This window comes from Halobacillus massiliensis, from assembly GCF_900166625.1.
In the GTDB taxonomy this organism is placed as follows: Bacteria; Bacillota; Bacilli; order Bacillales; family Halobacillaceae; genus Halobacillus_A; species Halobacillus_A massiliensis.
The window spans coordinates 1,346,118-1,370,810 of record NZ_LT800499.1 but is presented as its reverse complement, the minus strand read 5'-3'; the positions used below and the strand labels follow the sequence as shown (position 1 = coordinate 1,370,810).

General features: G+C 40.4%; 24 protein-coding genes and 1 pseudogene. 8 read left to right on the top strand and 17 right to left on the bottom strand.

The genetic code is table 11. The features are described from left to right. Positions 1-144: 144 nt before the first annotated feature. From dhaK to dhaM, 3 genes are read left to right on the top strand one after another with little or no spacing between them, the layout of a single operon-like run. The gene (gene dhaK, locus B7E06_RS06800; RefSeq protein WP_082233260.1) at positions 145-1,140 is read left to right on the top strand and encodes a dihydroxyacetone kinase subunit DhaK; all 996 of its coding nucleotides are present in this window, start codon (positions 145-147) and stop codon (positions 1,138-1,140) included. Positions 1,141-1,154: 14 nt separating this feature from the next. Next, positions 1,155-1,775: a dihydroxyacetone kinase subunit DhaL gene (dhaL, locus tag B7E06_RS06795; protein ID WP_342743617.1), complete on the top strand. Its 621-nt coding sequence runs from the start codon at positions 1,155-1,157 to the stop codon at positions 1,773-1,775. Between the two features lie 3 nt (positions 1,776-1,778). Next, positions 1,779-2,165 carry a dihydroxyacetone kinase phosphoryl donor subunit DhaM gene (gene dhaM, locus B7E06_RS06790; RefSeq protein ID WP_082233258.1) on the top strand — a complete coding sequence of 129 codons (387 nt, stop codon included), beginning with the start codon at positions 1,779-1,781 and terminating at the stop codon, positions 2,163-2,165. A gap of 78 nt (positions 2,166-2,243) precedes the next feature. Here dhaM and B7E06_RS06785 read toward each other — a convergent pair whose 3' ends face one another. Beyond that, positions 2,244-3,152, bottom strand: a complete 909-nt coding sequence (locus tag B7E06_RS06785) for a DMT family transporter (protein WP_082233257.1) — start codon at positions 3,150-3,152, stop codon at positions 2,244-2,246. Between the two features lie 146 nt (positions 3,153-3,298). Here B7E06_RS06785 and B7E06_RS06780 point away from each other — a divergent pair, with 146 nt between their 5' ends. After that, complete coding sequence (locus tag B7E06_RS06780) at positions 3,299-5,476, top strand: FUSC family protein (protein WP_245807691.1); 2,178 nt, start codon at positions 3,299-3,301, stop codon at positions 5,474-5,476. A 690-nt stretch (positions 5,477-6,166) separates the two neighbouring features. Here B7E06_RS06780 and B7E06_RS06775 read toward each other — a convergent pair. Continuing rightward, positions 6,167-8,200, bottom strand: coding sequence for a catalase (locus B7E06_RS06775; RefSeq protein ID WP_082233255.1), 2,034 nt, complete (start codon positions 8,198-8,200; stop codon positions 6,167-6,169). A gap of 287 nt (positions 8,201-8,487) precedes the next feature. Here B7E06_RS06775 and B7E06_RS06770 point away from each other — a divergent pair, with 287 nt between their 5' ends. The 3 genes from B7E06_RS06770 (at position 8,488) to B7E06_RS06765 (ending at position 10,521) form a co-directional block, all read left to right on the top strand. Then, on the top strand, positions 8,488-9,513 hold the full coding sequence (locus B7E06_RS06770) for an AimR family lysis-lysogeny pheromone receptor (RefSeq protein ID WP_082233254.1): 1,026 nt from the start codon (positions 8,488-8,490) through the stop codon (positions 9,511-9,513). A gap of 429 nt (positions 9,514-9,942) precedes the next feature. Continuing rightward, on the top strand, positions 9,943-10,083 hold the full coding sequence (locus B7E06_RS21815) for a hypothetical protein (RefSeq protein WP_179134003.1): 141 nt from the start codon (positions 9,943-9,945) through the stop codon (positions 10,081-10,083). Positions 10,084-10,173: 90 nt separating this feature from the next. Further along, on the top strand, positions 10,174-10,521 hold the full coding sequence (locus tag B7E06_RS06765; protein ID WP_082233253.1) for a YflT domain-containing protein: 348 nt from the start codon (positions 10,174-10,176) through the stop codon (positions 10,519-10,521). Positions 10,522-10,582: 61 nt separating this feature from the next. Here the strand turns inward: B7E06_RS06765 and B7E06_RS06760 are convergent, their stop codons facing one another. The 11 genes from B7E06_RS06760 to kduI form a co-directional block, all read right to left on the bottom strand. Next, positions 10,583-11,629 (bottom strand): galactitol-1-phosphate 5-dehydrogenase, encoded by a 1,047-nt coding sequence (locus tag B7E06_RS06760; protein ID WP_082233252.1) that lies wholly within the window; start codon positions 11,627-11,629, stop codon positions 10,583-10,585. 13 nt (positions 11,630-11,642) lie between these two features. Next, on the bottom strand, positions 11,643-11,795 hold the full coding sequence (locus B7E06_RS21810; protein ID WP_179134002.1) for a hypothetical protein: 153 nt from the start codon (positions 11,793-11,795) through the stop codon (positions 11,643-11,645). Between the two features lie 17 nt (positions 11,796-11,812). After that, the gene (locus tag B7E06_RS06755) at positions 11,813-12,844 is read right to left on the bottom strand and encodes a zinc-binding dehydrogenase (RefSeq protein WP_082233251.1); all 1,032 of its coding nucleotides are present in this window, start codon (positions 12,842-12,844) and stop codon (positions 11,813-11,815) included. Positions 12,845-12,861: 17 nt separating this feature from the next. Continuing rightward, entirely contained in the window at positions 12,862-14,121 is a 1,260-nt protein-coding gene (locus B7E06_RS06750) for a galactitol-specific PTS transporter subunit IIC (protein WP_082233250.1), read from the bottom strand. Between the two features lie 39 nt (positions 14,122-14,160). Beyond that, positions 14,161-14,445 carry a PTS sugar transporter subunit IIB gene (locus B7E06_RS06745; protein ID WP_082233249.1) on the bottom strand — a complete coding sequence of 95 codons (285 nt, stop codon included), beginning with the start codon at positions 14,443-14,445 and terminating at the stop codon, positions 14,161-14,163. Continuing rightward, on the bottom strand, positions 14,446-14,931 hold the full coding sequence (locus B7E06_RS06740) for a PTS sugar transporter subunit IIA (RefSeq protein ID WP_082233248.1): 486 nt from the start codon (positions 14,929-14,931) through the stop codon (positions 14,446-14,448). It abuts the gene before it with no gap. Between the two features lie 35 nt (positions 14,932-14,966). After that, positions 14,967-17,024, bottom strand: a complete 2,058-nt coding sequence (locus tag B7E06_RS06735) for a BglG family transcription antiterminator (RefSeq protein WP_082233247.1) — start codon at positions 17,022-17,024, stop codon at positions 14,967-14,969. 186 nt (positions 17,025-17,210) lie between these two features. Then, positions 17,211-17,867, bottom strand: a complete 657-nt coding sequence (locus tag B7E06_RS06730; RefSeq protein ID WP_082233246.1) for a carboxymuconolactone decarboxylase family protein — start codon at positions 17,865-17,867, stop codon at positions 17,211-17,213. A gap of 139 nt (positions 17,868-18,006) precedes the next feature. Continuing rightward, entirely contained in the window at positions 18,007-18,618 is a 612-nt protein-coding gene (locus B7E06_RS06725) for a bifunctional 2-keto-4-hydroxyglutarate aldolase/2-keto-3-deoxy-6-phosphogluconate aldolase (protein ID WP_082233245.1), read from the bottom strand. Positions 18,619-18,632: 14 nt separating this feature from the next. Next, complete coding sequence (locus B7E06_RS06720; protein ID WP_082233244.1) at positions 18,633-19,583, bottom strand: sugar kinase; 951 nt, start codon at positions 19,581-19,583, stop codon at positions 18,633-18,635. A 62-nt stretch (positions 19,584-19,645) separates the two neighbouring features. Then, positions 19,646-20,479 carry a 5-dehydro-4-deoxy-D-glucuronate isomerase gene (gene kduI, locus B7E06_RS06715; RefSeq protein WP_082233243.1) on the bottom strand — a complete coding sequence of 278 codons (834 nt, stop codon included), beginning with the start codon at positions 20,477-20,479 and terminating at the stop codon, positions 19,646-19,648. A gap of 195 nt (positions 20,480-20,674) precedes the next feature. Between kduI and B7E06_RS06710 the strand changes: the two genes are divergently transcribed. Beyond that, on the top strand, positions 20,675-21,469 hold the full coding sequence (locus B7E06_RS06710; RefSeq protein WP_082233242.1) for an IclR family transcriptional regulator: 795 nt from the start codon (positions 20,675-20,677) through the stop codon (positions 21,467-21,469). A gap of 34 nt (positions 21,470-21,503) precedes the next feature. On the opposite strand, the gene B7E06_RS06705 is transcribed toward B7E06_RS06710, so the two are convergent. The 4 genes and pseudogenes from B7E06_RS06705 to nagA form a co-directional block, all read right to left on the bottom strand. Continuing rightward, on the bottom strand, positions 21,504-22,220 hold the full coding sequence (locus B7E06_RS06705) for a sugar isomerase domain-containing protein (RefSeq protein ID WP_082233241.1): 717 nt from the start codon (positions 22,218-22,220) through the stop codon (positions 21,504-21,506). 13 nt (positions 22,221-22,233) lie between these two features. Continuing rightward, the gene (phnF, locus tag B7E06_RS06700) at positions 22,234-22,959 is read right to left on the bottom strand and encodes a phosphonate metabolism transcriptional regulator PhnF (protein ID WP_082233240.1); all 726 of its coding nucleotides are present in this window, start codon (positions 22,957-22,959) and stop codon (positions 22,234-22,236) included. Positions 22,960-22,963: 4 nt separating this feature from the next. Further along, positions 22,964-23,492: pseudogene (locus B7E06_RS06695) on the bottom strand (glucosamine-6-phosphate deaminase). Continuing rightward, positions 23,489-24,673 carry an N-acetylglucosamine-6-phosphate deacetylase gene (gene nagA, locus B7E06_RS06690; protein ID WP_082233239.1) on the bottom strand — a complete coding sequence of 395 codons (1,185 nt, stop codon included), beginning with the start codon at positions 24,671-24,673 and terminating at the stop codon, positions 23,489-23,491. Before nagA ends, B7E06_RS06695 begins: the two are co-directional and overlap by 4 nt. Positions 24,674-24,693: the final 20 nt, after the last annotated feature.

Genomic DNA, 24,693 nt, shown 5'->3' with positions numbered 1-24,693 from the left:
TGCGGCAGTTACAGCTGCAGTTTCTCTCTTTTACACATGTCTGCAGTTCCGGTTCTATGATTATGCGCCTATTTATATTAAAATGAAAGCGTGTACGTTACCTCATGATCATCACCTCACGATACCATTTTAAGGAGTGAGAATATGAAAAAAATCATCAATAACCCAGAGTCCGTAGTTTCGGAAATGATAGCTGGTCTAACGGCTGCCCACCCTGACCTGCTTACACAACTTCCGGAAACCACAGTAATTGTTAGAAAAGATGCTCCTGTCCCTAATAAAGTTGGACTAGTCAGTGGCGGAGGCAGCGGTCATGAACCGGCTCATGCTGGCTATATTGGAGATGGTATGCTTGATGCTGCTGTCTGCGGAGAAATGTTCACTTCACCAACGCCAGACCAGGTATTCGAGGCCATTAAGGCAGTAGACAGCGGTGCTGGGGTTTTTCTTATTATCAAAAATTACAGCGGAGATGTCATGAATTTTGATATGGCTGCTGAATTAGCGGAAGCTGAAGGAATTCAAGTAGAGAAAGTTATCGTTAATGATGATGTGGCTGTAGAGGATAGTTCATTTACAACTGGACGCCGCGGAATTGCCGGCACAATATTTGTTCACAAAATTGCAGGCGCTAAAGCAGCAGATGGAGGTTCACTAAAAGAGGTAAAGAGTGTCGCTGAAAAAGTCGTTGCTAATGTCCGATCTATGGGGATGGCGTTAACTCCATGTCACGTACCATCTGCAAAGAAACCGAGTTTTTCTTTAGAGGAAAACGAAATGGAAATCGGAATTGGTATACATGGCGAACCAGGGATTGAAAAGAAACCAATTGCATCAGCTGATGAAATTGCAACAGAATTAACTGAAAAAATATTGGACGATCTTTCCTGGAATGAAGGGGAGGAAGCGGCCGTATTGATTAATGGAATGGGCGGTACTCCAGAAATGGAGCTTTATATTTTAAACAAAAAAGTTAATCAACTATTAACAGAACGCGGCCTCCATATTCACAGGACATTTGTTGGTAATTACATGACTTCCCTTGAAATGTCAGGATGTTCAATTACCATCTTAAAATTAGATGAAGAATTAAAAGCACTTTTAGAAGCCGAGGCTGAATCTTTGGCATTTAATATTTGAAAAAGGAGGAGCTAATGATGGAGCTTACAGCTGATCATATTAAGACATGGATGAAAAAGGCAGATAAAAAATTCCAGGATAAAAAGGAATACTTAACGGAGCTTGATCAGGCCGTAGGAGACGGTGATCATGGAGTAAATATGGCACGCGGCTTTTCAGAAGTGATTAAAAAAATTGACCAGGATTATGAGACACCTTCTGATGTACTGAAAGATGTAGCTATGACACTGATGAGTAAAGTAGGTGGTGCAGCTGGTCCTTTGTATGGGACAGCTTTTCTTAAATTGTCCACCCAAGTAAAAGGCAAGGATGTCATTGATTTCAGTAACTTTGTTGAAAGTCTTAATGCAGGCGTTGAAGGAATTAAACAAAGAGGGAAAGCAGAGTCAGGAGAGAAAACACTCCTTGATGTCTGGGTTCCTTTAACTGAAAGTCTTAAAGAACAATCAGATTTTGATTCTCAGTCCTTAAAAGATATAAGTGAATCACTGATGAATAAAACTAAAGACATCAAAGCAACTAAAGGCAGAGCCTCCTATCTAGGAGACCGTTCTATCGGCCACCTCGACCCAGGATCGGTATCCTCCTTTTACTTATTCGAAGCACTTGCTGAAACGATAGAAGGAGGACAGTAACTTATGGCTAATGTAGGACTTGTATTAATATCTCACAGCTCAAAAGTTGTTGAAGGGATCAAGGAGATCATCGAGCAGGTCGCAAAAGAAGTGACTATTGCTACAGCTGGAGGGACAGATGAGAATGAAATTGGGACAAGTATAGAAAAAATTCAGCATGCCATTGAAAAGGCACAGTCTGACAAAGGGGTCCTTCTCATTTATGACCTCGGAAGCGCCATGATGAATTCTGAACTCGCCGTAGAAATGAGCGGGCAGGAAAATATCGAAATAGCAAACGCTCCCCTTCTGGAAGGATCTTATGTAGCTGCAGTAGAAGCAGGCATGGGAAAAGATTTACACGAAGTGAAGAAAGCCGCAGAGAGAGCGTTAAAAGAAGAAGAAGAATAAGAAAGAACCTCGTTTCAAATTGAAACGGGGCTCTTCCGCTTTTTCTTCCTCCGTAAATTTATATAGAAAACACTCTGGCTATGCAACTTTAGTGCGCTTTTTCCTGCTGATTATATATTCTAAAGCTCCTGTCCCAATGATAACACCACTGACAATTAAAACTAATCCGGCGATGTGATACCACTTAATGAATTCCCCTAAGAATAACACTGAACCTAATAAAGCAAAGAAAGAGTTAAAATTAATAAAAATCGCTGTTTCAGCTGGGCCTACTTGTTTAATCGCAAAGTTATAAATCATATGTCCAAATGCTGTACATATGAAGGCACTGAATAGAAAAATCATGCCAAGCTTGGGATCCCATAATTGAATAAGCTGCTCAGGTCTCGATTCAAGAGAGAGGCTGGCAATAAAAATAACAACTGATCCCCCCACCATCATATAGCCTGTCAGCAGTCGAGGATCAAGGTCTGGATTTAGTTTACTTATTAGTATAAAACTAAAAGCCTGAGCTGCTATGGAGAGAAATATGTACAAATCTCCAATAGAAACAGAGCCCAATCCTCCTGATCCAAGAAGCGTTGTCATCATCACTCCAGCAAAGCCGAGAAAGAAACCAAACGCTTTAAACATTGTAATGTGTCGGCTTAGAAGCAATGTCGAAAGGATCATCGTTAGAAGCGGACCCAGCCCAACAATCACCCCTGCATTAACTCCTGTCGTTAAAGTTAACCCCATAGCCATTAAGCCATGGTGAATCACGACATTAAAAAACGAAATATAAAAAATGAGCAGCACTTCTTTTTTCGTAGGTAAACGTAGGATTTTCATAAATTGCAGGGTAATTAGAACCCCGATTCCTGCCGCAAAGATACGGGCTGAGGTTAGTAAAATGGGATCAATGTTTGTGACTAATACTTTAATCGCTGCTACATTAAATCCCCAGGCCATCATAACTAAAAGGAGCATTATATAAATTTTGTTCATTATTTCATCACCAGATTCCTTCACGTATATCCTTTTACTATACTACGAAATACAAATTTTTCTAGAGTTAAACCTTAAAGTTGCTTCCATAGAATGAACTATTTATCATAGTAGAAGATACTATTTACAACAAAAGGTTGATGTATTTGAAAAATGACAAAACGTTCCAATACTGGTTAAGTCGCCTTCAAGCTTCTGATCCTGGCCGAAAACGGCTGAATCAAGCGCTCCAAGCTACTTTAAGCTTGATATCCTCTGTATTTACCATTCTATTCATCATTAATTTAACAAACGGACCAGCGCTGACTCCTGCAATTATGGGAGGAATAATAGGTATGCTCGGTATATTGGTTGTCAATGATAATACCCAACGAGATAAAAAAATAACGACCATATTACTGATTGTTCCTGCCTTATTTGGAATTACACTTGGCTCTCTATTAGCTTCGAACGTTTACTTAATTTCCTTACTAATGATTTCAGTTATTTTTAGTGCCTTCTATTTTACTAAGTATGGAAGCCGCTATTTCTCAATATTTATGGTCGCATTCATTACCCTTTATTTTTCTTCTTTTCTGCAGCTTCCCCCATCTGATATTCTATGGTTTTTTGGGGCTTCTTTCATTGGGGTTCTCTTTGCTTATTCACTTAATTTTATCCTGTTTAAAAGTTCTGTACACATTTTAAGAAGAAGCCTTTTTTCTTTCCATAAACAGGCAAACTTAACGTTTGATATGTTGATTGACCTATTAGAGAGCCGTGCAGAAGAAGGTAAGAAAAACAGGCTGACTCATAATGTAAGAAAGCTCAGGGAATATGCAGGACATGTTTCTACTGATTTATCTGCCCACAATGTACAGGAAATTTGGCCAGGCCTGAAAAATAAACAACTAAAACTATATATCTTTGATACAGCCATGCTTGTAGCAACATTGAACGACTCTCTCCAGCAACTAACACAAAATCATCAGGTGTTAGAAACTAAGTATATTCGCGATCTTCTCCTTCGGGTGATCAGGTCCTTACAGCAGGCGGACGTGCTGGCTGAAAACTATGATGAAAAAAACCTGGCAGAAGCCCAGGAAGCTACAAAAGAATTAAATAACACCATTAACCAGCTTTTCGAAAAACAAAAAGACGTCCCTGACAGCTGGCTGTTCTTACTCCGACGAATTGAATCCATTTCAAAACATGTAACATATGCTGCCCTTAGTATTCAACGTGCTAAAAATCAACCATTGCCTGCCGTTCAAAGAGATACAATTAATGATAGAAAAGAGGAAGCATCACATTCAAAAGATGATTCTGGTGAATTAAAGCCTTCTACAAAGAAAGCTTTTCAGGCACTAGTTGCAGGGGCTATTTCAATTGCAGTCGGTTATGCCATCTCTCCCGTACAGCCTTACTGGGTGGTATTAACTTCCTTTATTGTATTACTTGGCACTCAATCCGTCGGTCGCATTTATCAGAAGGGAATGCAGCGTTCCATTGGAACAGTCATAGGAGCAGTGATCGGTTTTTTTCTTGCTCAAATGGTTTCCGGCAATTCCTTTATTGAAGTATTCTTAATTTTTGTCGTTGTCTTTTTTGCCTTTTACTTATTGACCGTGTCTTATACGATAATGAGCATGTTTATAACTATGCTCATTGCCTTTATGTACGACCTGCTTCTTGGGGGTATCAGCTTTTCGCTTTTAGGAGCACGAATCATAGATACAATCGCAGGGGCTTCAATCGCTCTTCTTGTTTCTGCATACCTGCTTCCTACGAAAACAAATGATAAGGTGGTTGATTCTTTTAGGGACTATATAACTGAGCTTGAAGAATACCTTACTCAATATATCCGGAGTTTTAACCAGCAAATCAATGTGAAAGAACTAACCGACCATCTGTTCACCCTCGATGAAAAACTGAAAGTCCTTCAGGAGGAAGCCGAACCCGCACTGAATAATCCATTTGGGCGCCGAATGTCAGAGCTGCCGAGATGGCTCACTATCTTTACAGCAATCAATTATTATTCAAGTCACTTGATTGCCTCATCCTATCAGAAAAATCTTGGATATCCCTCAGAAGTTAAGGATTCATTTCCTATCCTTGAAGAAAAACTACTTCATAATCTTGGGGTTATCAAAAGATTGCTTTATGAGAGAGACTCAGAAGCTGAACTCTATTTATTAACTAAAGAAAGAGAACAAATTGAACGCTCCGCTCCAATAGATACCCAGCACCATATCGACCTTGTTCACCATATTTATTATATATGGAGAATCAATCAATCATTACTCCTGCTGGGAGAAAAATTAGGTGCCAAAAAAGCTGTATAGCATGGCTTTTAATAGAATCCACTTTGCCGAAGCCGCAGGGAGGCACAGCATTTTACGGGTGAAAAGCTTGTTTCTTTTTACACAATGAGAAAAAGTGGACTGGAGAATAGCTCACTTTGCACGGTGATCTAGCTATCTGTAAACGCGAAGCTTACCATGGGTCTATCTCTATGCAGGAGTCTCACCATTTTTTTATTTTAACTTATTGGTGAGAAGGAAAAGCCTGTTCCGTTTACTGTAGCAAGAAAAAAGCGGCTGGGAAATAACTCGCTTTCCGCGGGGAGCCGGTGAGCTAGCTCGCTACACTCGCGGCTCTCACCTCGGCTCTATCTCCCTGCAGGAGTCTCGCCATTTCCCAGCCTCTTTAACGTTAGCAGTGGAAACGGACGCTGTTGGTTAGAAATTCAATGTTCCGTTACTTCTAAAAAAAACATAGAGGGACGGGGGAAATGGCGAGACTCCTATGGGAGGATAGAACAGGGAGATCCCAGAAGGCTTTAGCCTGAGGAAGGTCACTGTTCGCTTATGGAAAGCGAGTCTTTCCCCACGCCCGGTTTTTTTATATTCAGGCAAACGGAGCACAATTCTCCTGTTTCTGTGAAAAAGACTTGCAGAGTCCAAATTAAATAAAATTTCCATAGCAAGTGAAAAGCCATGTTGAGATCCTCTCAACATGGCTTTCCTTGTTAATTATACTAATGATCTGTTCCAATGACGGTGCTCGGAGATGGCCTCGACAAAATCTTTTACAAATTCTTTTGCATCTTTCCCTACTACTACGCCTGGAGCACCAGCGATATTTGCTTCATTAATCCATTTTTCTCCATCATGGGTAGCACCAATCGGCTTAAAGTGTGAAAAAGCTTCCTGGATAAAGTACAAGGCATCCTTTTGCACCTTTTCACTTGGGTTGTTACTGCCTACTGCATAAATAGCATCAAACAATATAGATTCACCCGTTAAATAAGTGTGATCTGCTTTCAGCTCAGACCCATCGGCACCTTTTACTTTACCTAATTTATCACTTATAATCTCTGGGGCTACGCCCTTACCTTCAAGATCTTTTAAAATAGAATTTACTTCTTTTCCATCAAAACCTTCTGTTAAAAGAACAGCAACTTTACGGGTATTAGGTTTTTTCTTTGTATTTTCCTGGCTTAAGGCTGGGGAGGACTTCGTAACATCAGATCCACCCGTTTCAGGAATTCGCACACCAATGTTTTCAGCAACATCCTGAGCAAGCTCTAAACTTACATTGGCATACATATCAATAACCTGCTGTTTAACAGATTCGCTCTCAACTTTTCCAAGTTCAAAACTGAAGGCTTCTTTTATATGATTCTTCTCTGCGTTACTCATACTGTTCCAGAATAAAGTTGCTTGGGAGAAGTGATCTTTAAAGCTGTCGCTCCTTGCTCTTACTTTTCGTCCATCTACTTTTTCTTGATAATGGACATAGCCGCCCTTCTCTTCTTCAACTGGGGCAGGTGTATTTTTCGCCAGCGAGTTTTTGTGGTAACTAACCGGCCCTTTATTTATCGTCATACGACTGTATCCGTCACGCTGATTATTATGAAAAGGACATACCGGACGATTAATCGGAAGCTCATGGAAGTTTGGTCCGCCTAAGCGAATAAGCTGGGTATCCGTATAAGAGAATAGTCGTCCTTGAAGAAGTGGATCATTCGTAAAGTCAATCCCCGGTACAACATTCCCCGGGTGGAAAGCCGCTTGTTCTGTTTCTGCGAAAACGTTATCTACATTGCGGTTCAATGTTAATTTGCCGATAAGCTTTACAGGTATATCTTCTTCCGGCCAAAGTTTCGTGGGATCCAAAAGGTCAAAATCAAAGTTAAATTCATCGCCTTCTTTCACAATTTGAACACCTAACTCATATTCCGGGTAATTACCTTCCTCAATAGACTCATAAAGATCACCACGATGAAAATCGGGATCTTTACCGTTTATTTTTTGTGCTTCATCCCATACGAGAGAGTGTGTTCCTAGTACAGGTTTCCAGTGGAATTTCACAAAGTGACCTTCGCCTTTCTCATTAACAAAACGGAAGGTATGTACACCAAACCCTTCCATCATACGGAAACTTCTTGGAATGGCACGGTCAGACATCGTCCACATTACCATATGAGCTGACTCCTGGTTATTTGCTATGAAATCCCAGAATGTATCGTGAGCTGAAGCAGCCTGAGGCATTTCATTATGGGGCTCAGGTTTTACAGCATGAACTAAGTCCGGGAATTTCAAAGCATCCTGAATAAAGAACACTGGAATATTGTTTCCTACTAAATCATAATTCCCTTCCTCTGTGTAAAACTTTGTAGCAAATCCGCGGGCATCTCTTACCGCTTCTGCAGACCCTTTAGAACCTGCAACTGTAGAAAAACGAACAAAAACCGGCGTCTTCTTACTTGGATCCTGGAGGAAACCTGCTTTCGTATATTCTTTCATCGATTCATAGACTTGAAAGTCTCCATGTGCCGCAAAACCACGAGCATGGACAATTCGTTCAGGAATACGTTCATGATCAAAGTGGGTCATTTTCTCACGGAAATGAAAGTCTTCCATTAAAGTAGGACCACGTTCACCTGCTTTTAAAGAAAATTCATCTTCCGAAACCTTCACTCCATGGTTAGTCGTCATTTCTTTTCCACGATCATCTGTACGAAATTCCTCTAACTGATCGTCTTTTTTATTATCTTTACCCATCTAGCTTATTCCTCCTTCTTAATACTAGTATGTAAATGAGAATACGAGTTACTAGTACCACTAGTAGAATTTAACTAAACCGGTTTCCAGTTTTTATTTATTATAATTTAAAAAATTCTATTAATTGAAACTGACTGGAACCTCTTGATATCAAGATCTATCACCTTTTCTTTTCTTTATATCTGCTCTCTTTGTATAAAAGGTAAGTTTTGTATTATTAAATTAATAGTATATAATTACCTTATATGCAGTTAATTAAGCCTTAGAGGCAGAAGGGATTGTGAAGAATGGGATGCTATAACGTCATTGAGCCAAGTCCCATTACTAAGATTCAGATGTATCAGGTATCAACTGTCTATACGTATTACCATCAGGCTTTAAAAAATTTTTCTAACGAAAAAGCTGCACAACTTACACGTCACTACTGTCTGACACACTCTCCTAAAAATTTTGAAGATCAGCTTGCTTTTTTAGAATTCCTGTATACAAATGATTACTTAGAAGAACTTAATGAGCTGTTGGACTCCCCTTACTTTGAGCCAAAAGCCGTCTGGCTGTATAAGCTTCTGATGAAGCGAAAGATAAATCTACTGAAAAAGAATGATCTAGAGATGCTGGAAAGTATGTCTTTCAAACATCCTTCTCTTCACTGTCTTCATATTTACACAATGATTTACGGATATTATGACATAAAACAGTACACAGGGTTTGATAAGTATATTGAATCTTGTGAAGCAGCTTTAAATAAAATAAATGAACCTCTTTTCTATTATTTTATGAAGCTTCGTTTTGAAGAAGTGGCCTTTCATCATTACTGGAAAACAGATAACAAACTCCTCGCTCAAAAATACGCTTATAAATATATTAATAAAGTTCTTCCAGGACGACAGCTAAGCAAGATGTATCATCATCTGGCATTATGTAATTTATATGAAGGTTATGCTGCTTCCATAAGCCATGCCCAAATGGCCCTTAAAGTAGCAAATGAAGCTCAAATAACTACATCTATCTCCACCCTTGAAAATAACACGATCCCCTTTATCAGTGCCTTTCACGGAAAAATAGAAGGCATAAATACAACAGATGCGACGGAATCTGCTCACCTGGCTTTAGCTGACAGAGATTACAAAACAGCTTTCAAAATTTTAAAGGAAATAAATAACCCTTCCCCCTTCCAGGAAACCTACTTAGGTGCAGCCTCGGACGACCCCCAACGATTATTAAATGCGTACCGGCGTTTTAAATACCAGCTGGGAGATCATTTTTTTGCTAAACTCCCGTTAATTTATCTTAGAAAATATATTAATCTCTAAACAAAACGCTAAAATTGCTGGCGTTTTGTTTTTTAGTATATTTCAAATTTCCCCTGAAACCGTTTACTAGTATAGTTTTAACAAGGTATAATGGTTACATTATATGGAAGTAAGATTTCTAAATAAATTAACGGCACCTTGTTATTAAACGATTCTGACAAAGAAAATATAAGTAAGATTCAGCTTATCTTTCCTCAAGTAGACAGACAACATTTTATCTCCATCCTTTCTCCATTAGTTTTGCCAGAAATAATAACATTCTTCTTTACAAAATTTGGCGTGTTTCCAGTGGATTATTTCGATCTTGAAAAATGCGCTAGAAATTATCCCCGCACTCGGCATTTTTTTATCAGCGTGTGCAGATATTATTTATCCAGCTGCTTAATTCCTGCCTGAAGCGTCTCAAAATAATATAAGAGGAGAATTATAATGAGAAAGTTATTTGCTGCCGTATTATTAACTGTGTTCATAATGTGGGGATTTCAAGTTTATCCAGAAGGACAGACTATAGACACTCCGGGAGTAACTGAAATTGCATTAGCAGATCCCGGTGATCCAGGGATGGGATAATATTAAAAGTAGACTTATTAGGTTTTTTTGAAAAAATGAAGGGTATATAGAGCAGTGTAAAACTATTAACTCTAAGGAGTGAAACCCAAGATGCCATTTACACGCGAATATACAAATGACGAGAAACTGATGGAAGCTGTCAAGAAACTGCAAAATGAAGGTGTAAACAGCCGTGACATTTATGTTCTTTCTCATGATGATGACCGCACTAATCGTATTGCTGAAAACGTAAATGCTAACACAATTGGTTTCTCTGAACAGGATACTAAGAACTTTATTAGTAATATCTTCAGCAAAAAAGGTGATGAACTTCGTACGAAAATCCAGGAAATGGGGTATTCCGAAGAAGAAGCAGCTGAGTACGAAGAAGATTTGGATGAAGGAAAAGTATTATTAATTGTACAAAATAACGGACACGTAGAAAGTCTTTTGCCATAACGAAAAGCCTCCATATCGGAGGCTTTTTTTGAGTATTAAGCTGATTTAAGGTTTTCCACATTTAATTTGGCTGAAACAGCACTTTTACGTAATTTTCTTTCCGATTAATAATTTTCTCAAAAATCTCCGGTCCCTTATCTAAAGTAAGCTGATGTGATATCATCGGCTTTACGTTTAACTGCCCAGTGTTCATATAATGAACCGTTGCTTTCCATTCTTTCCCGGGAAATGGAGAGGAAATCGCGTTCCAGGAACCTAAAATTCTTAATTCATTCCTCACGATTTTTTCAAAATAATAGCGTTCAATCTGAATATCAGCGTAAGGAATCCCCATAAATACGACCTCTCCCCCTTTTTTAGGCAAGGCAAAAACCTGGGCTGAGGTTACAGGTGACCCAGCAGACTCAATGGCTACGTCAACACCACGTCCACCTGTAAGTTTTTTAATCTGCTCATCAGCTGATTGATTTCTTGAGTTTATCAATTCATCTGCGCCAACTTCTTTTGCAACAGCCAGCTTAGCATCATCAATGTCAATGGCATATACAGTTTTGGCGCCAAATATTTTAGCCCACTGAACGGCCAGGAGGCCAATACTTCCACAACCGATCACTGCGACTTCATCTCCCGGATTCATATGGGTACGATAAAATCCATGGGCTACTACGGAAGAAGGCTCGATTAAGGCGGCCGTTTCATAATCAACATGATCAGGCAGCGGAATAATATTTTCTGCTGGAAGTTTGACAAGTTGTGCGTATGCTCCTGGATGGCGGGCGCCAATTACCGTAAGCTTTTCACATCTCGCCAGTTCTCCTTTTTGGCAGCTTTCACACTTTCCGCAATAATAAGCCGGGCAGCCGGCCACCCGGTCTCCCACTTTTACATGTGTAACCTTAGGCCCTACTTTTGACACTTCTCCTGCAAACTCGTGACCAAAGGTCATTCCTTCTACATAGGGGCCGAGTTTTTTATAACGTGAAAGATCGGATCCACAGATACCGGCGGCCTTCACTTTTACAATCACATCGTCCTCATTCTCAATAACCGGCTCTATTGTTTCTTCATAGCGGAGATCTTGAGCAGCATATAAGTTCAATGCTTTCATAAGCTATCTCCTTTCAAGACTGGTTCGCTGACGTCCGCTTTTTACCGGATAATTTATAAATAGCTATACCTACAATCAGCGTGTTAAATATCATTTGATTTTCATAGTAAAAGGTCCCTATGCCCCGCATGGGTCCGAGCATAAAGTCCAGCATTGCGTCTACCATAGAATCCTCCCTTTCGCTTAATCCATAGGAGTCAGCAGAACCTTAATGGCTTTGCCGCTCTTTATTGCTTCATATGCTTCATCCCATTGATCAATCTTGTACTCATGTGTAACGAGAGCCTGAGCATCTACAAGTCCGTCATTCATTAATTCCAGGGACGGCTCCCAGTCTGCTGATTTTTGGCTTCGGCTGCCCACCACTTGAATTTCTTTTTGGATGATTTTTTCAAGGTCAAACGTTACCTCCGGGGAAGCAAAAATCCCAACTTGGGCGTATTGGCCTTTCTTTCTTAGTAGATCAAGCCCCTGCTTTGCTGCAGGCGGTGCTCCTGAACATTCGAACACTACATCTGCTCCGTACCCGTCGGTTAACCTTTGCACCAGCTCTTTTAGATCCTGTTCCTGCACGTTAACAGTGTAGTCAATTCCGAGTTCTTCGGCCTTTTCTAAACGGATGCGGTCATTAGAAAGACCGGTAATCACTACAGTAGCTCCTTTACTTTTAGCAACTTGCGCAGTGAAAAGTCCTATTGGTCCCGGACCGATTACAACGACAATGTCTCCTTCTTTAATCGTTGTTTTGGCAACCGCGTGGTAAGTACATGCTAATGGTTCTGTCATGGCAGCCGATCGATAATCAACATGGTCCGGAAGGTGATGGACACTTTCTTTGCGTGCAATTAAATATTTCGCAAACCCTCCGTCTTGCTGGGACCCTAATCCTTTTCGATGATTACATAGGTTATAATCACCCGACTGACAATATTCACACTCACCGCATACATAGTAAGTTGTTTCTGAAGTTACTCGATCTCCGGGCTTAAATTCAGTAACACCTTCTCCTGTTTCCACAACTTCACCTGCAAATTCGTGGCCTAAGGTGACAGGAGCTGCTACTTTATAATAACCTTCGTACGTATGAATATCAGATCCGCAAATACCGGCATATTTGACTTCAATTTTCACCTGGCCGGGACCTGGCTGAGGTATAGGCTTTTCCTGAATTTCCAAGTTTCCAAATCCGAGCTCTTTCTTAACAAGCGCTTTCATAATTGGCAGCTCCTTTACTAGTTAAATAAGGCAAAAAATTTATAGATCACCCAGTTGACTAAATTTCCACCCTGGTCGATACTCGAGATTCTAGCCGATCCTTCCGGCATATTGAAGTCGGCATTTACGGCCATCTCTGTAAATATCGGGGCCACATCTGTAGCCAGATATAAAGAGAGGGCAATCATTACTGTTCCTACAATTACGGAGTGCACAATGTTTCCTTTAGCCCCGCCTACAATAAAGGCAACAATAAAAGGAATTGTCGCTAAGTCACCGAAAGGCAGGAGAGCGTTCCCTGGCAGGATAACAGCAAGCACTACAGTAATCGGGACGAGGATAAGTGCGGTAGAGATAACAGCGGGGTGCCCGAGAGCTACAGCAGCATCAAGTCCAATATAAATTTCCCGGTCACCAAACTTCTTCGATAACCATTCACGGGCAGACTCTGAAACTGGCATTAGCCCCTCCATCAGGATTTTTACCATCCTTGGCATTAGCACCATAACTGCTGCCATCGCCATTCCAATCTCGATAACATCACCTGTACTGTATCCTGCCAAAATACCAATGGCTGCCCCTAAAAACAGTCCGATAAAGATGGACTCTCCAAAAATCCCGAATCGTTTTTGAATAGTATCTGGATCAGCATTCCATTTATTAATGACAGGCACCTTCTGCAATAGGTTTACTAAAAAGATCCCAGGTGCATAAGAGATCGTACTTCCAGTAGCAATTGATACTCCAGGCAGTTCATAAAACTCGCTGACCATCGGTGCTGTCCAGTCGGCAACCTTCAGACAGACAATCTGGAAAAGTACGGCAGCAATTAACCCTTGAATAATGCTTCCTGAAACGGCATATACCATAGCTGCCATAAAGGTATAGTGCCAGTAGTTCCAAATATCAACATTCATCGTTTTTGTTGTTTTCGTGACAAGCATGACTACGTTTACGACAAGTCCGAGCGGGATGATGAAGGCCGCCACAACAGACGCCCAGGCAATGGATGAAGTAGCCGGCCAGCCTACATCAATGACATTCAAATCTACACCTAAGCGGTCCACCATACCTTGAGCAGCCGGACCTAAGTTATTTACAAGCAAATCTACTACTAAAAAGATCCCTACAAAAGCTACTCCGATCGTTAGACCAGAACGGAAGGCTTTTCCTGGCTTCTGGCCAAATAACAGGCCTAACAGGAAAATCGCTACAGGCAGGATTACCGTTGCCCCGAGGTCGAGGAATCCCTGGATAAAATCAACAAAACCTTGCATACTATTCATCCTCCCCACTTAAAAGTTATTCAGCTTTTTTTATTTTTTCAGCTCTTCCAGAATCTGCTGCTTCGTTTGGTCTGTTCCAATACCCGTTAGAAATGATCGTGCATTGATCACAGGGAAAGGATATTCCTTTTTCGTCATTGCTGTAGTTACGAGTAAATCAGCTGTATCTTCGTATCCACCAACTTCGGAAATCTTAATTTGGACGAGATCGACTTTCAGGTTATTCTCTTTAGCCATATCTTCAATAGCTCCGTTAACGACCGTAGATGTAGCAATTCCAGCTCCACATGCAACTAATACTTGTTTCTTTTTCATTTAAAATTCCTCCTTAATATTTGAAAAGCTTAATTTTTCTTCTACCAGGTTTTTTATTTCCTGTTTATTATTTGCAGATGCCAGACTGTTCAGCGTTACCTCATTTTGAAACAGCTGCATCAGTTTTTGCAGTAAAGATAATTGGGAATGAGCTTCATCCATTGCTAATAAGAAAACAACTTTAACTGCTGTCGTTTCACTATCATCCCCCATGACCCCAAAATGTACAGGGTTCCGTAAAACTGCGATGCTTATCGTTTTCTGATTTACGTGCTCCACATCTGTATGCGGAATAGCCACAGATACACCGGCTGTCGGAAGGCCAGTCGCAAATTCTTTCTCGCGTTGCAGGATAGCCTCTGTAAATGTTTCTTTTACAAGCTTTTTCTCTACTAAATTCTGCCCCATTACTGTAAGAGCTTCTTCTTTTGTCTTAACATTTAAATCTAATAGAATCATAGATTCATTGAAATATAATTCACTCATTTTCTGTTCACCCCGTTTGTGTCTGTGACTATTGCTCATCCTCTGGAATAAGCGGATAGAATATCATGCATTTCAGATACAGATCCAGCCTGGATTAAACGTTCTTGATCTTCTTCTGAACCTGCTATTTTCATTAGCTGCATCAATGCATGAATGTGCTGCTGCTTATCAACTGCAGCAATTACAAAAATTAAATTTATACGGTAATCTTCATTGAAGGAAACACCCTTTTTTAACCGAAGAAGACTCATACCAACTTCATTAACCCCTTCATCAGGAGATGCATGAGGAATGGCCATGTTTTTGCCGATAATAATATATGGGTCCCTTTCTTCCTGCTGAATCATAGCTTCTACATATCTTTGTGTGATTTGTCCATTATCCAGCAGCGGTCGGGCACTTGCTTGAACAGCCTTCTCCCATGAAGTCATGGAATGGCGGATTGTAATATGATTTGGAGTGATCAGCTCATTCAAATTTGCTTGCTGTTTGTTCACTTGTTGAGTTACTGAGGAATCTTCCTCACGATGGATATAATTTTCAAGCTCCTTCGTTAATGCACGTTCATCCTTAATCACGGAATGATTTTTTATAATCTCGATTAATTGCGGTACATGAATATCATCCACCATATAGCCGTGCAGCTGCAGCATCACTTTCTTCCGCAAACGATATTTTTCTTCCTTATTTAGATAAGGTTTCGTTACGAATAAACTTTTTTCTGTATCTAAGGATGTTGAAGAGAATACGAGATTATAATCCAGCTTATAATTCAAATAATCACGGACGGATAATGAATCGAGGAAAATAAACTCTGGAAACAACTCTCTCAATTCATTAAACATCAGCCTAGATACAGACACTCCTTGAGGGCAGACAACAATAGCTTTTACTTTTTCGTCAATGCTGTCTCCTTGCCTAGTCATCCATCCACCAATTAGAAAAGTAATAAACGTCAATTCACTTTCAGGGATTTTCTGACCAATTAACTCTTCAAGCGGCCCTGAAGACCTTTTAATCAAGTGATGTAGTTCCTTAAATTCCTTACTCAGCGAATCCTGCATGTTAATCACTTCTGTAAGCTGATATTTAATTCGATAATAGGCTGGCTTGATATGCTGCAGGAGCTTACTCAAAAGCTGTTCTCTGTCCTGTAGGTAAATACAAGCACTTCTTTCAAACTGACGGACCATTTGGTCGACCGCTGGCAGCAAATTAGGAACAGCATCATTATTCTCTAAATACTCAGACCAATAAACGTTGGCTGTTAACAGGTGAAGTGTCATAAACAGCCGCTCCTGCTCGGGAATCTCTTTCGTTTCCTGAAAAAGTTCCTCAGTGGCTAAATATTCTTTCGTATCAGAAAGCTCCTCGTATTTAATCGAAGAGAATTCGACGAGACGGCCTCTATGAATTCTTCTTAAAACCAGCAGAAAGATGTAAGGCATGGTGCTGATCTTCTCATCTGTAAACTTAAGGTTCAGCTTCTTTTCTACGTTTTCTATTTTTCCTACATACTGATTAATCTGATTCTGCTTTAAATTCCCAAGCTTCTTAATCCAATAACTGCCTCCTGCCATTTGTGATAAGTGATAGGTGACATTGATCAGCAGCTTGCGGATTTGAAATTCCTGGCCTTCCAGTACATAGCCGGCTTTTCTTGTATATCGAAAAGTAAGATCGTAATCGTTTAAGAAAATCTGGACTTTTTTAAGGTCACTAAGCACCGTATTTTTGCTGACTTTCAGCTGACTTGTAAAGTGATGGAGGGAAAGCTCTTCTTCACTGCTTATAAGCATCATTAAAATAAAATAGATACGTTGTTCCTCCGTCAGAAAATCAGCTTCTCGAATCACTTCTGCCTGGTCCGTATTTAGAGCAGTAAAGACAGATTGGTCAATAATGAAGTGGCCTTGTCTCGTACGTTCAATAACAGGAAGGTTTTTTTTCATAAGCCATTGATTGATTTTATTGAAACTATAGCCAAGCTGCCGTCGGGTTAATGAATGCTTCTTCTCTATGTCCATACTTGTAACCCTTGGGTTAATGACCAATTCATCAAGAATAATTCTGCTCCGTTCGCTAAGCGTCAACTTGATCCCTCCTTCGTTATTAATATTATCAATGAAAAGATTGTAATGAATCCGCTTTCATCACAATACGACGGACAGTTTATGTACATTATCGTGATTTACACTCCATTTCCCAATTTTTTTCCAATAATTTTCCTCTTTACAAATAAAAATCCCTTACCTGCCTATGGCAAGTAAGGGAAAACTTTAATCTTCATATGCGTTCAAGGCGTTGACCGAATGAGCGATTGCTGATCCGGCTTTTAATGCTGTAGCCACAAGAATACTTTCTGCTACTTCTTCTTTAGATGCTCCCTGACTTTTTGCTCCTTTTGTATGAATATCAATACAATACGGGCAGCCGGTGGTGTGAGCGACAGCGACTGCAATCAGTTCTTTTTCCTTTGCTGTTAATGCTCCTGACTTCATTGCTTTCGTGTCAAAGTCGATAAAACCCTTAAATGGTTCCCCGGCAAGATCAGCAAACTCTTTAATTCGATCAAAATATTGTTGTTTATATAGTTCTGTATCGGAATGATTATCATATGTATTGAGAGCATTTACACCGTGCGCAATAGCTGACCCTGCTTTTAGAGCGGCTGCTACTAATATACTTTCTGACATTTCTTCTTTAGAGACTTCCTGATTTTTACTGTTCTTTACGTGAACTTCAATACAGTAAGGGCAGCCGGTAGTATGAGCAACAGCAATGGCAATAGTTTCTTTTAACTTAACTGACAAGTTTCCGGGAGCCATTGCTTTTTGATCAAAATTCACAAATGCTTTGAAGGCTTCCGGTGCCAGATCTCCTATTTCTGGAAGCCGGTCAAAATATGATTTTTTGTACAAACTCTCTTTCGTCATTGAAAATTCATCCCTTCCTTTAATTGGTCAATTCTATCTTACCTAATATTACCGGAAGATACTAGATTTATAGTTTATAAATCACAAGACAAAAAGTGTACCTGGCACAGTGGTAAATATTCTGGTGCCAGGTACACTTTTATAATTTCTGAACGAGTTCTTCTGCTGCTGCTTTAATGTCTTCAAAGTTCTCTTTATACAAGCTGCCTCCTATACTTACCGCTACGGCTCCTTTTTCCAGCCACTCGTTTAAGTTGTCAGCGCTGACTCCTCCTGATGGCATTATATTTGCCTGTGGGAGAGGTCCTTTAATAGCTTTTATTCCGGCAGGAGAGATTGTGTTTCCAGGGAATATTTTAATGATATCGGCTCCTGCTTCCATAGCTTGTACTACTTCGTTTACAGTGTAACAGCCAGGAATGTAAGGGATTTGATATCGATTGCATAGCTTAGCGACATCGAGATTAAAATTAGGAGCGACAATAAACTCAGCACCGGCAAGGATGGCCATTCGTGCGGTAACTTCGTCCAGAACAGTCCCAGCACCAATCACCCAGTCCCGCTCCTGATCTGCGGAAAGTTTTTCAATTAATTGGGAGGCATTTGGTACTGTATAAGTAATCTCCATGATCTTAATTCCGCCGGCATAAGCGCCTTCTGAAATTTTTTGTGCTTCTTCACTTGTCTCTCCTCGAATGACTGCTACGAGTTTCTCTTTTTCCAGCTTCTGAAGTGTATGAATTTTGTTCATCTAATACTTCCTTTCTATCTCTCTATTAATTCTTTCTCTCCGAGGAGAATTTGCACATCTTCATAATACGGCAAGCCTTCATTATCACCTTTTACCCCGACGACCATAGAGCCAATTGTATTAGCAAAATGCAAAGTCTTTTCAATAGACCAGTTCTGAATAAAACCATATAGAAACCCGGCATTAAATCCGTCACCAGCACCCACTGTATCCACTACTTTCTTCGAAGGAACTGGCGGAGCATTTATCGTTTTTCCTTCAAAGAATCCTACAGATCCCTCACTTCCCATCTTAATCGCCGTATATTCGATACCCAGTTCTTTTGTTTTCTCAATAATTTTTGCTGGATCTTTTTCTCCGATTAATATGTCCATCTCATCGGCCCCTGCCAGCAGGATATCTACACTCGGAAGGATACGGCCCAAAGTATCTCTAGCCTCTTCCTTACTCCACAGTTTCAACCGGATATTCGGATCGAAAGAGACTTTCACTCCATGTTTTTTCGCCAGGGAAATGGCTCTTTCAATGATCGCTACATTACTTTCATCAATCGCTGGAAAGATTCCTGTAATGTGAAGGATTTTTGCCTGTTTAATATAATCTTCGTCCAGGTCTTCAGCTCTCATCGGGAGTGTAGGCGATTTTTCACGATAATACAATGTGCGGACACTTCCGTCTTCCATCATCTCTTTAAAGTACACAGAGGTTGGATGGCCTGTGACAAATTCCACTTGAGATACATCCACCCCTTCTCCTCTGGCATAATTTCGGATGGCTCTGCCAAATTCATCATGTCCTAAACGGCTGATCCAGCCTGTATTTAACCCTAAACGTGAACAGCCGACCATCACATTTAATTCTGCGCCGCCCACCTTCTTTTGAAATTGGCTTGCAAATCTCAGGGGGCCGGTAGAATCGGGTTCAAATGCAATCATAGCATCTCCGATAGTTATAATATCCTTCATGATACACTCTCCTTTATGCACTGATCATAAAAAAATGAAGCCTCAATTAAGAGGCTTTATCATTACTTCATATCTTCCATATCCACATGATCCATGTCAGTAAACGTGTAATTTTCCCCGGCCATTGCCCAAATGAACGTATAATTACTTGTCCCTACCCCTGAATGAATGGACCATGGTGGGGAAAGTACGACCTGCTGGTTTCTCACCACAAGGTTTCTTGTATTATTTGGTTCTCCCATAAAGTGAAATACCTTGGAGCTTTCATCCATATCAAAATATAGATAAGCTTCCATACGGCGGTCATGTACATGAGCCGGCATCGTATTCCACATATTGTTTGGCGCTAAAAACGTCATGCCCAGCATTAGTTGGCAGCTCTTTAAGCCGTCTTCGTGAATATATTTACAAATCACCCGGTTGTTTGACTCTGCATCTGAACCTAAATGGGTTTCATCCGTTTCTTCGCGCGCCATCTTCTGTACAGGATAAGATTTGTGAGCGGTTGCAGAAACAAGGTAAAATGAAGCAGGCTCTGAGGCATCTGCACTTTCTATTGTAACATCTTCTTTTCCTTTTCCTACATATAAACAATCTCTTTTATTAAGCTCATATTCTTCTCCATCTACTGTAACCTTTCCTGGCTGATCAGAAATATTAATAATTCCAATCTCTCTTCTTTCGAGAAAAAATTCTGTTTTCAAAGTTTCCGGATCTTCCAGCTTTAAAGGGGCATCCGTAGGAATTGCTCCACCTACGATTAAACGGTCATAATGGGAATATACCATATTGAGCCGGCCTCTCACGAATAAATTTTCTACTAAAAAATCTTCACGGATTCTTTCATTGTCATACTGATTAAAATCTCTCGGGTTCGTTGCATATCTGACTTCCATAAATCTCATCCTTCCCATAAAATAATAACGTTTGTTTTTAAACGGAATAACGTTCCATAATTTTATTGTAACAATGTTTTTAAATATTTCAACAATTTTTCCTAACGAAATAATTAATTTGACTTGGTGTATATTTTTTCTTAACATTAAAATACAGGAATAGCGTTCCATTATTTGCAGGAGGAGCTGAATGAAATGACAGATAAAGAAAGTGTTTCCCAATCAAATTCAGCTGTTGAGAGGGCACTAACCATCCTGGAGCTGATTGCTGAAAAGAGAGAACCAATGAGTCTTGCTGAGATTTCTCAAGAACTTGGTATCGCAAAAAGTACTGCACATCGTATTATGGAAGCTCTTAAAAACAAGGGGTTTATTGAACAAATCGAGGCTGCAGAAAAGTATCAGGTGGGATTGAAAGCCATCGAAGTAGGTATGTCCAGCCTTACGAAGTGGAATTTGGTGGATGTTACAACGCCACATTTGCGGCAGCTTGCTTCAGATTTAAACGAAACCGCCTTCTTAGCTGTTTATGATAAAGGGGAAGTTGTGTATTTATACAAAGCGGAAGCTAATCAATCTGTCCGAACGACAGCTGACCTCGGCACACGTAAACCGATACATTCCACCGGGCTTGGCAAAGCAATCGTCTCCACTTTTCCCTCAGAAGAAATAAATCGTATATTAGTTGAAAAAGGAATGGCTAAATTTACGGGTAAAACAATAACCGACAAACAGAGGTATTTAGAGGAATTAATTAGCGTGAGGGAGAATGGCTATGCTATGGATGATGAAGAAGCCGAAGCTGGCTTGACTTGCATAGCAGTCCCAATTTTCAACTATACCGGCCGCGCCATAGCCGCAGTCAGTGTAGCAGGTCCTACCGAGCGTATGAGAAATAACAAAGAAACCATTACTAAAACATTGAAAAATGTAAATAAGCTTGTTTCAAGCCGTCTCGGATTTGTCTCTTCCATGAGGCAGAATATATAAACAAAGCCCTGTTTAATCAGAAACAGGGCTTTGTTTATTCAAAATTGATCCGGTGTTCAAACTTTTCAATTAACCGTTTATTATGTTCTTCTACACCATCCAGATTCCCACTCCAAAAAATAGGAGGTTCTTCTCCGAACTCTTTATAACAGGTGACTACTTCAGCCAGCAGATTTTGGAGTAAAGCGATCCCTGCAACAGACGAGGCGGGAGCAAAAGGCTGACCTGTAGATCCTTCTTCAAGTATCGCATCTCCTACAGGAATATTCGTATCGATAACGTCATCCACTACATCTTCCAGCCTCTTCCCCGACAAATGTCTGGAAGGCTGTGATATGGAGTAAGCTTTAGAAAGAATCCCGAGAACATACGCCCCTTTTTTCTTACCCCAGAGAGCGGTATCAATCGGTGCAGGATTTCGTCCCGATGTGGAAATTATAATTAATGTATCTTCTTTTCTTAGATCTACGTCTTCTAAATAATTCTCTACATAATGAGAGGTTTTTTCATAGGCACTCGACCTAACAGGCCCTTCGTGCAGCATAAGCGGCTCAATAATAATCGGTTTAACAGGGACAAGGCCTCCTGCTCTATAATAAGGTTCCTGAGCGAGAAGACTTGAATGGCCGCAGCCGAATAGCTGAATAATCCCGCCATTGATCAGCCGCTCTGTAATTCTTCTCCCCAATTCCTTTGTATTAGAAGTTTCAAGCTCCTGAAGGTGACGAATAACCTTAGAAAGATAAGTCATATTTGATTCTCCTTCAAACTCGATAGATGTCACTAATGAATTTATAACGGTCGGCTCTATAAGATGAATTGACAACTTCAAAAGGAGTTCCATCAGCCAGGAACGTGTTTCGTTCGATATTTAAGATAGCAGAGTCAGGGGGAATTTGAAGCATAGCTGACTGGCTGTCTTCAGCAATACTCGCTTCAATAAACTGGCTCGCTTTTCCAATGGACTGTTTTAGCGTTTTTTCAACGTAATCATAGATGGAACCGCTTACTACTTGCTCCGTTAAATCAGGAAGTAACTCAACAGGTATATACGAATTTTCAATGGCCATTGTTTTTCCGTCTGCATACCTTATTCGCTTTATTTGAAAAACAAGTTCTCCCTCTTCTCTCTCAAACTTTCGAGCCAGTTCGGCAGAAGCTCCAATTTTATTGAAGGATACTAACTTGCTGCTCGGTTTCATCCCACGTGCCTGCATATCTTCTGTGAAACTCGTTAATCCTTTTAGCGGCTGCTCAATCTTTTTTGCAGAGACAAAGGTCCCTTTTCCCTTTTCCCTAAATAAGATCCCTTTATTTACCATATTGTTAATAGCTTGTCTTACAGTCATGCGGCTGACTTTATAAGTATCCGAGAGTTCACGTTCTGAAGGAATCATATCTGAAGGCTGGTAATCTCCATTTGAAATGCGCTGCTTTATATTTTCTTCGATTTGATAATACATCGGAAGCGGTGATTTCTTATCAATCATTTATTTACTCCTTTCCAAGATTTACTTTCCTGTAAGCCTGCTGATCTACTATAAGAGTAACATTAGAATGAAGTTTTAGTGCAGAGGCAGGGAAGTTTCCAGTTACTGGTTCTCGCAACAGTCTACTAATAGCTTCTGCTTTATTTTCACCAGATGCTAATAGGATGATTTTCTTGCTTTTTAATATAGAGGCAATCCCCATAGTCACAGCCTGTTTTGGGACTTCCTTTAAAGAAGAAAAAAAACGGGCATTTGCCTGTTTTATTAAATAACTTATGCTTCATAAAAAAATGGTAGCTTTGGATGCTGTTTTTGTCCAACCCCACATATTCATCCAAATTTAATGTAAGAATGTCCCTATAATCGATGTGCCGCGTTTTATATCCTTTAATAAGTTCCTGATATGTCCCTAAGGGGGTGCTGCCTGTTGCTAATCCAAGAATAGACTGAGGGTCTGCCTGTACTTGTTTTTCTATCAATTGCGCCGCTTTTTCACTTAATTCCTGATAGTTTTCTGTGAGGATAACGTTCATGTCATTTTCTCTTCCCGCTGATATGCCATCACGCCCCGGCAAAGAGTCATAATAACTTCAAAATTTTCGTCCATTATTACAAGATCCGCGTCTTTCCCTTCAGCAATCGATCCCTTACGATCAATAACATTTAACTGCTCTGCTGCATTGGAAGAAGTGATCTTTACGATGTCCTCAAGAGACAGATTAAGGTTCGATTTCATATTTCTAACGGCTTCATCTAAGGTCAGGATGCTTCCCGCCAGTGTACCATCCTTTAGCCGGGCTTCTTTGCCCTGAACTTCAACCTGCTGTCCTCCTAAATCATATGTTCCCTCGGGCAGGCACTTTGCTCGCATCGCATCCGTAATAAGAATCGTTCGTGCGGCGTGCGTATTTTGATAAGCAAGCTTTACGGCTTCCGGTCTTGAATGGACATAATCTACAATCATCTCCACCTTCAGTTTATCGTTCAGCAGGGCCGCACCGACGACTCCTGGTTCGCGATGGTGAAGCCCGCTCATCTGATTAAAAAGGTGAGTGATGTGACGCGCTCCCTTCTCAACGGCTTTCTCAACCTGAATGTATGTTGCTTCACTATGACCGATTGAAGCAGTAACCCCTGATTTGGTAAGATGTTCAATCAGTTCAAGTCCGCCTTCCACCTCAGGAGCAAGGGTAACCAGCCGAATCGTGCCCCCACTTTCCTTTTGCCAGAGATTAAATTGCGAGATCGAAGGAGAAGAAATATGTTCTAACGGCTGCGCTCCTGCTTTATTTTTTGCAATAAATGGGCCTTCTAAGTGCACACCCAGCACTTCAGCACTTCCGTCTTCATATTGTTTCTCTATAAATGAAGCTGCATTTTTCAGTGCACAGGATATATTTTCGCTGGACTGAGTCATCGTTGTAGCAAGAAAACTTGTTGTTCCTTCAGCGGGCAGTTGTTTAGTAATACCTTCTAAAGCTTCAGAGGTAGCGTCCATTACATCATAACCTCCGGCTCCGTGGATATGAACATCAATGAACCCAGGAACTAATGACCAATTTTTCCCTGCTCCATCGATAACGAGATCCGCTCCTCCAATAGGTTCAGAAGATATAGCTTGGATTTTCCCCTCCTGAACAAGGAGGGATCCAGAAGAAAGAGTTTTTCCTTCTCCAGCAATCTTAATATTTTTTATTTCAATAGTTCTCATCATTTTCCTCCTCCTGACTTTTA

Excerpts from the sequence above, each read along its gene's own strand:
- B7E06_RS06720 (WP_082233244.1), bottom strand. The coding sequence starts at position 19,583 with ATGAAGGATATTATAACTATCGGAGATGCTATGATTGCATTTGAACCC.
- dhaL (WP_342743617.1), top strand. The coding sequence starts at position 1,155 with ATGATGGAGCTTACAGCTGATCATATTAAGACATGGATGAAAAAGGCA.
- dhaM (WP_082233258.1), top strand. The coding sequence starts at position 1,779 with ATGGCTAATGTAGGACTTGTATTAATATCTCACAGCTCAAAAGTTGTT.
- B7E06_RS21815 (WP_179134003.1), top strand. The coding sequence starts at position 9,943 with ATGAGAAAGTTATTTGCTGCCGTATTATTAACTGTGTTCATAATGTGG.
- kduI (WP_082233243.1), bottom strand. The coding sequence starts at position 20,479 with ATGGAAGTCAGATATGCAACGAACCCGAGAGATTTTAATCAGTATGAC.
- B7E06_RS06750 (WP_082233250.1), bottom strand. The coding sequence starts at position 14,121 with ATGCAAGGTTTTGTTGATTTTATCCAGGGATTCCTCGACCTCGGGGCA.
- B7E06_RS06785 (WP_082233257.1), bottom strand. The coding sequence starts at position 3,152 with ATGAACAAAATTTATATAATGCTCCTTTTAGTTATGATGGCCTGGGGA.
- dhaK (WP_082233260.1), top strand. The coding sequence starts at position 145 with ATGAAAAAAATCATCAATAACCCAGAGTCCGTAGTTTCGGAAATGATA.
- B7E06_RS06760 (WP_082233252.1), bottom strand. The coding sequence starts at position 11,629 with ATGAAAGCATTGAACTTATATGCTGCTCAAGATCTCCGCTATGAAGAA.
- B7E06_RS06755 (WP_082233251.1), bottom strand. The coding sequence starts at position 12,844 with ATGAAAGCGCTTGTTAAGAAAGAGCTCGGATTTGGAAACTTGGAAATT.
- B7E06_RS21810 (WP_179134002.1), bottom strand. The coding sequence starts at position 11,795 with ATGGTAGACGCAATGCTGGACTTTATGCTCGGACCCATGCGGGGCATA.
- B7E06_RS06775 (WP_082233255.1), bottom strand. The coding sequence starts at position 8,200 with ATGGGTAAAGATAATAAAAAAGACGATCAGTTAGAGGAATTTCGTACA.
- B7E06_RS06765 (WP_082233253.1), top strand. The coding sequence starts at position 10,174 with ATGCCATTTACACGCGAATATACAAATGACGAGAAACTGATGGAAGCT.
- B7E06_RS06740 (WP_082233248.1), bottom strand. The coding sequence starts at position 14,931 with ATGAGTGAATTATATTTCAATGAATCTATGATTCTATTAGATTTAAAT.
- nagA (WP_082233239.1), bottom strand. The coding sequence starts at position 24,673 with ATGATGAGAACTATTGAAATAAAAAATATTAAGATTGCTGGAGAAGGA.
- B7E06_RS06725 (WP_082233245.1), bottom strand. The coding sequence starts at position 18,618 with ATGAACAAAATTCATACACTTCAGAAGCTGGAAAAAGAGAAACTCGTA.
- phnF (WP_082233240.1), bottom strand. The coding sequence starts at position 22,959 with ATGATTGATAAGAAATCACCGCTTCCGATGTATTATCAAATCGAAGAA.
- B7E06_RS06705 (WP_082233241.1), bottom strand. The coding sequence starts at position 22,220 with ATGACTTATCTTTCTAAGGTTATTCGTCACCTTCAGGAGCTTGAAACT.
- B7E06_RS06770 (WP_082233254.1), top strand. The coding sequence starts at position 8,488 with ATGGGATGCTATAACGTCATTGAGCCAAGTCCCATTACTAAGATTCAG.
- B7E06_RS06710 (WP_082233242.1), top strand. The coding sequence starts at position 20,675 with ATGACAGATAAAGAAAGTGTTTCCCAATCAAATTCAGCTGTTGAGAGG.
- B7E06_RS06745 (WP_082233249.1), bottom strand. The coding sequence starts at position 14,445 with ATGAAAAAGAAACAAGTATTAGTTGCATGTGGAGCTGGAATTGCTACA.
- B7E06_RS06730 (WP_082233246.1), bottom strand. The coding sequence starts at position 17,867 with ATGACGAAAGAGAGTTTGTACAAAAAATCATATTTTGACCGGCTTCCA.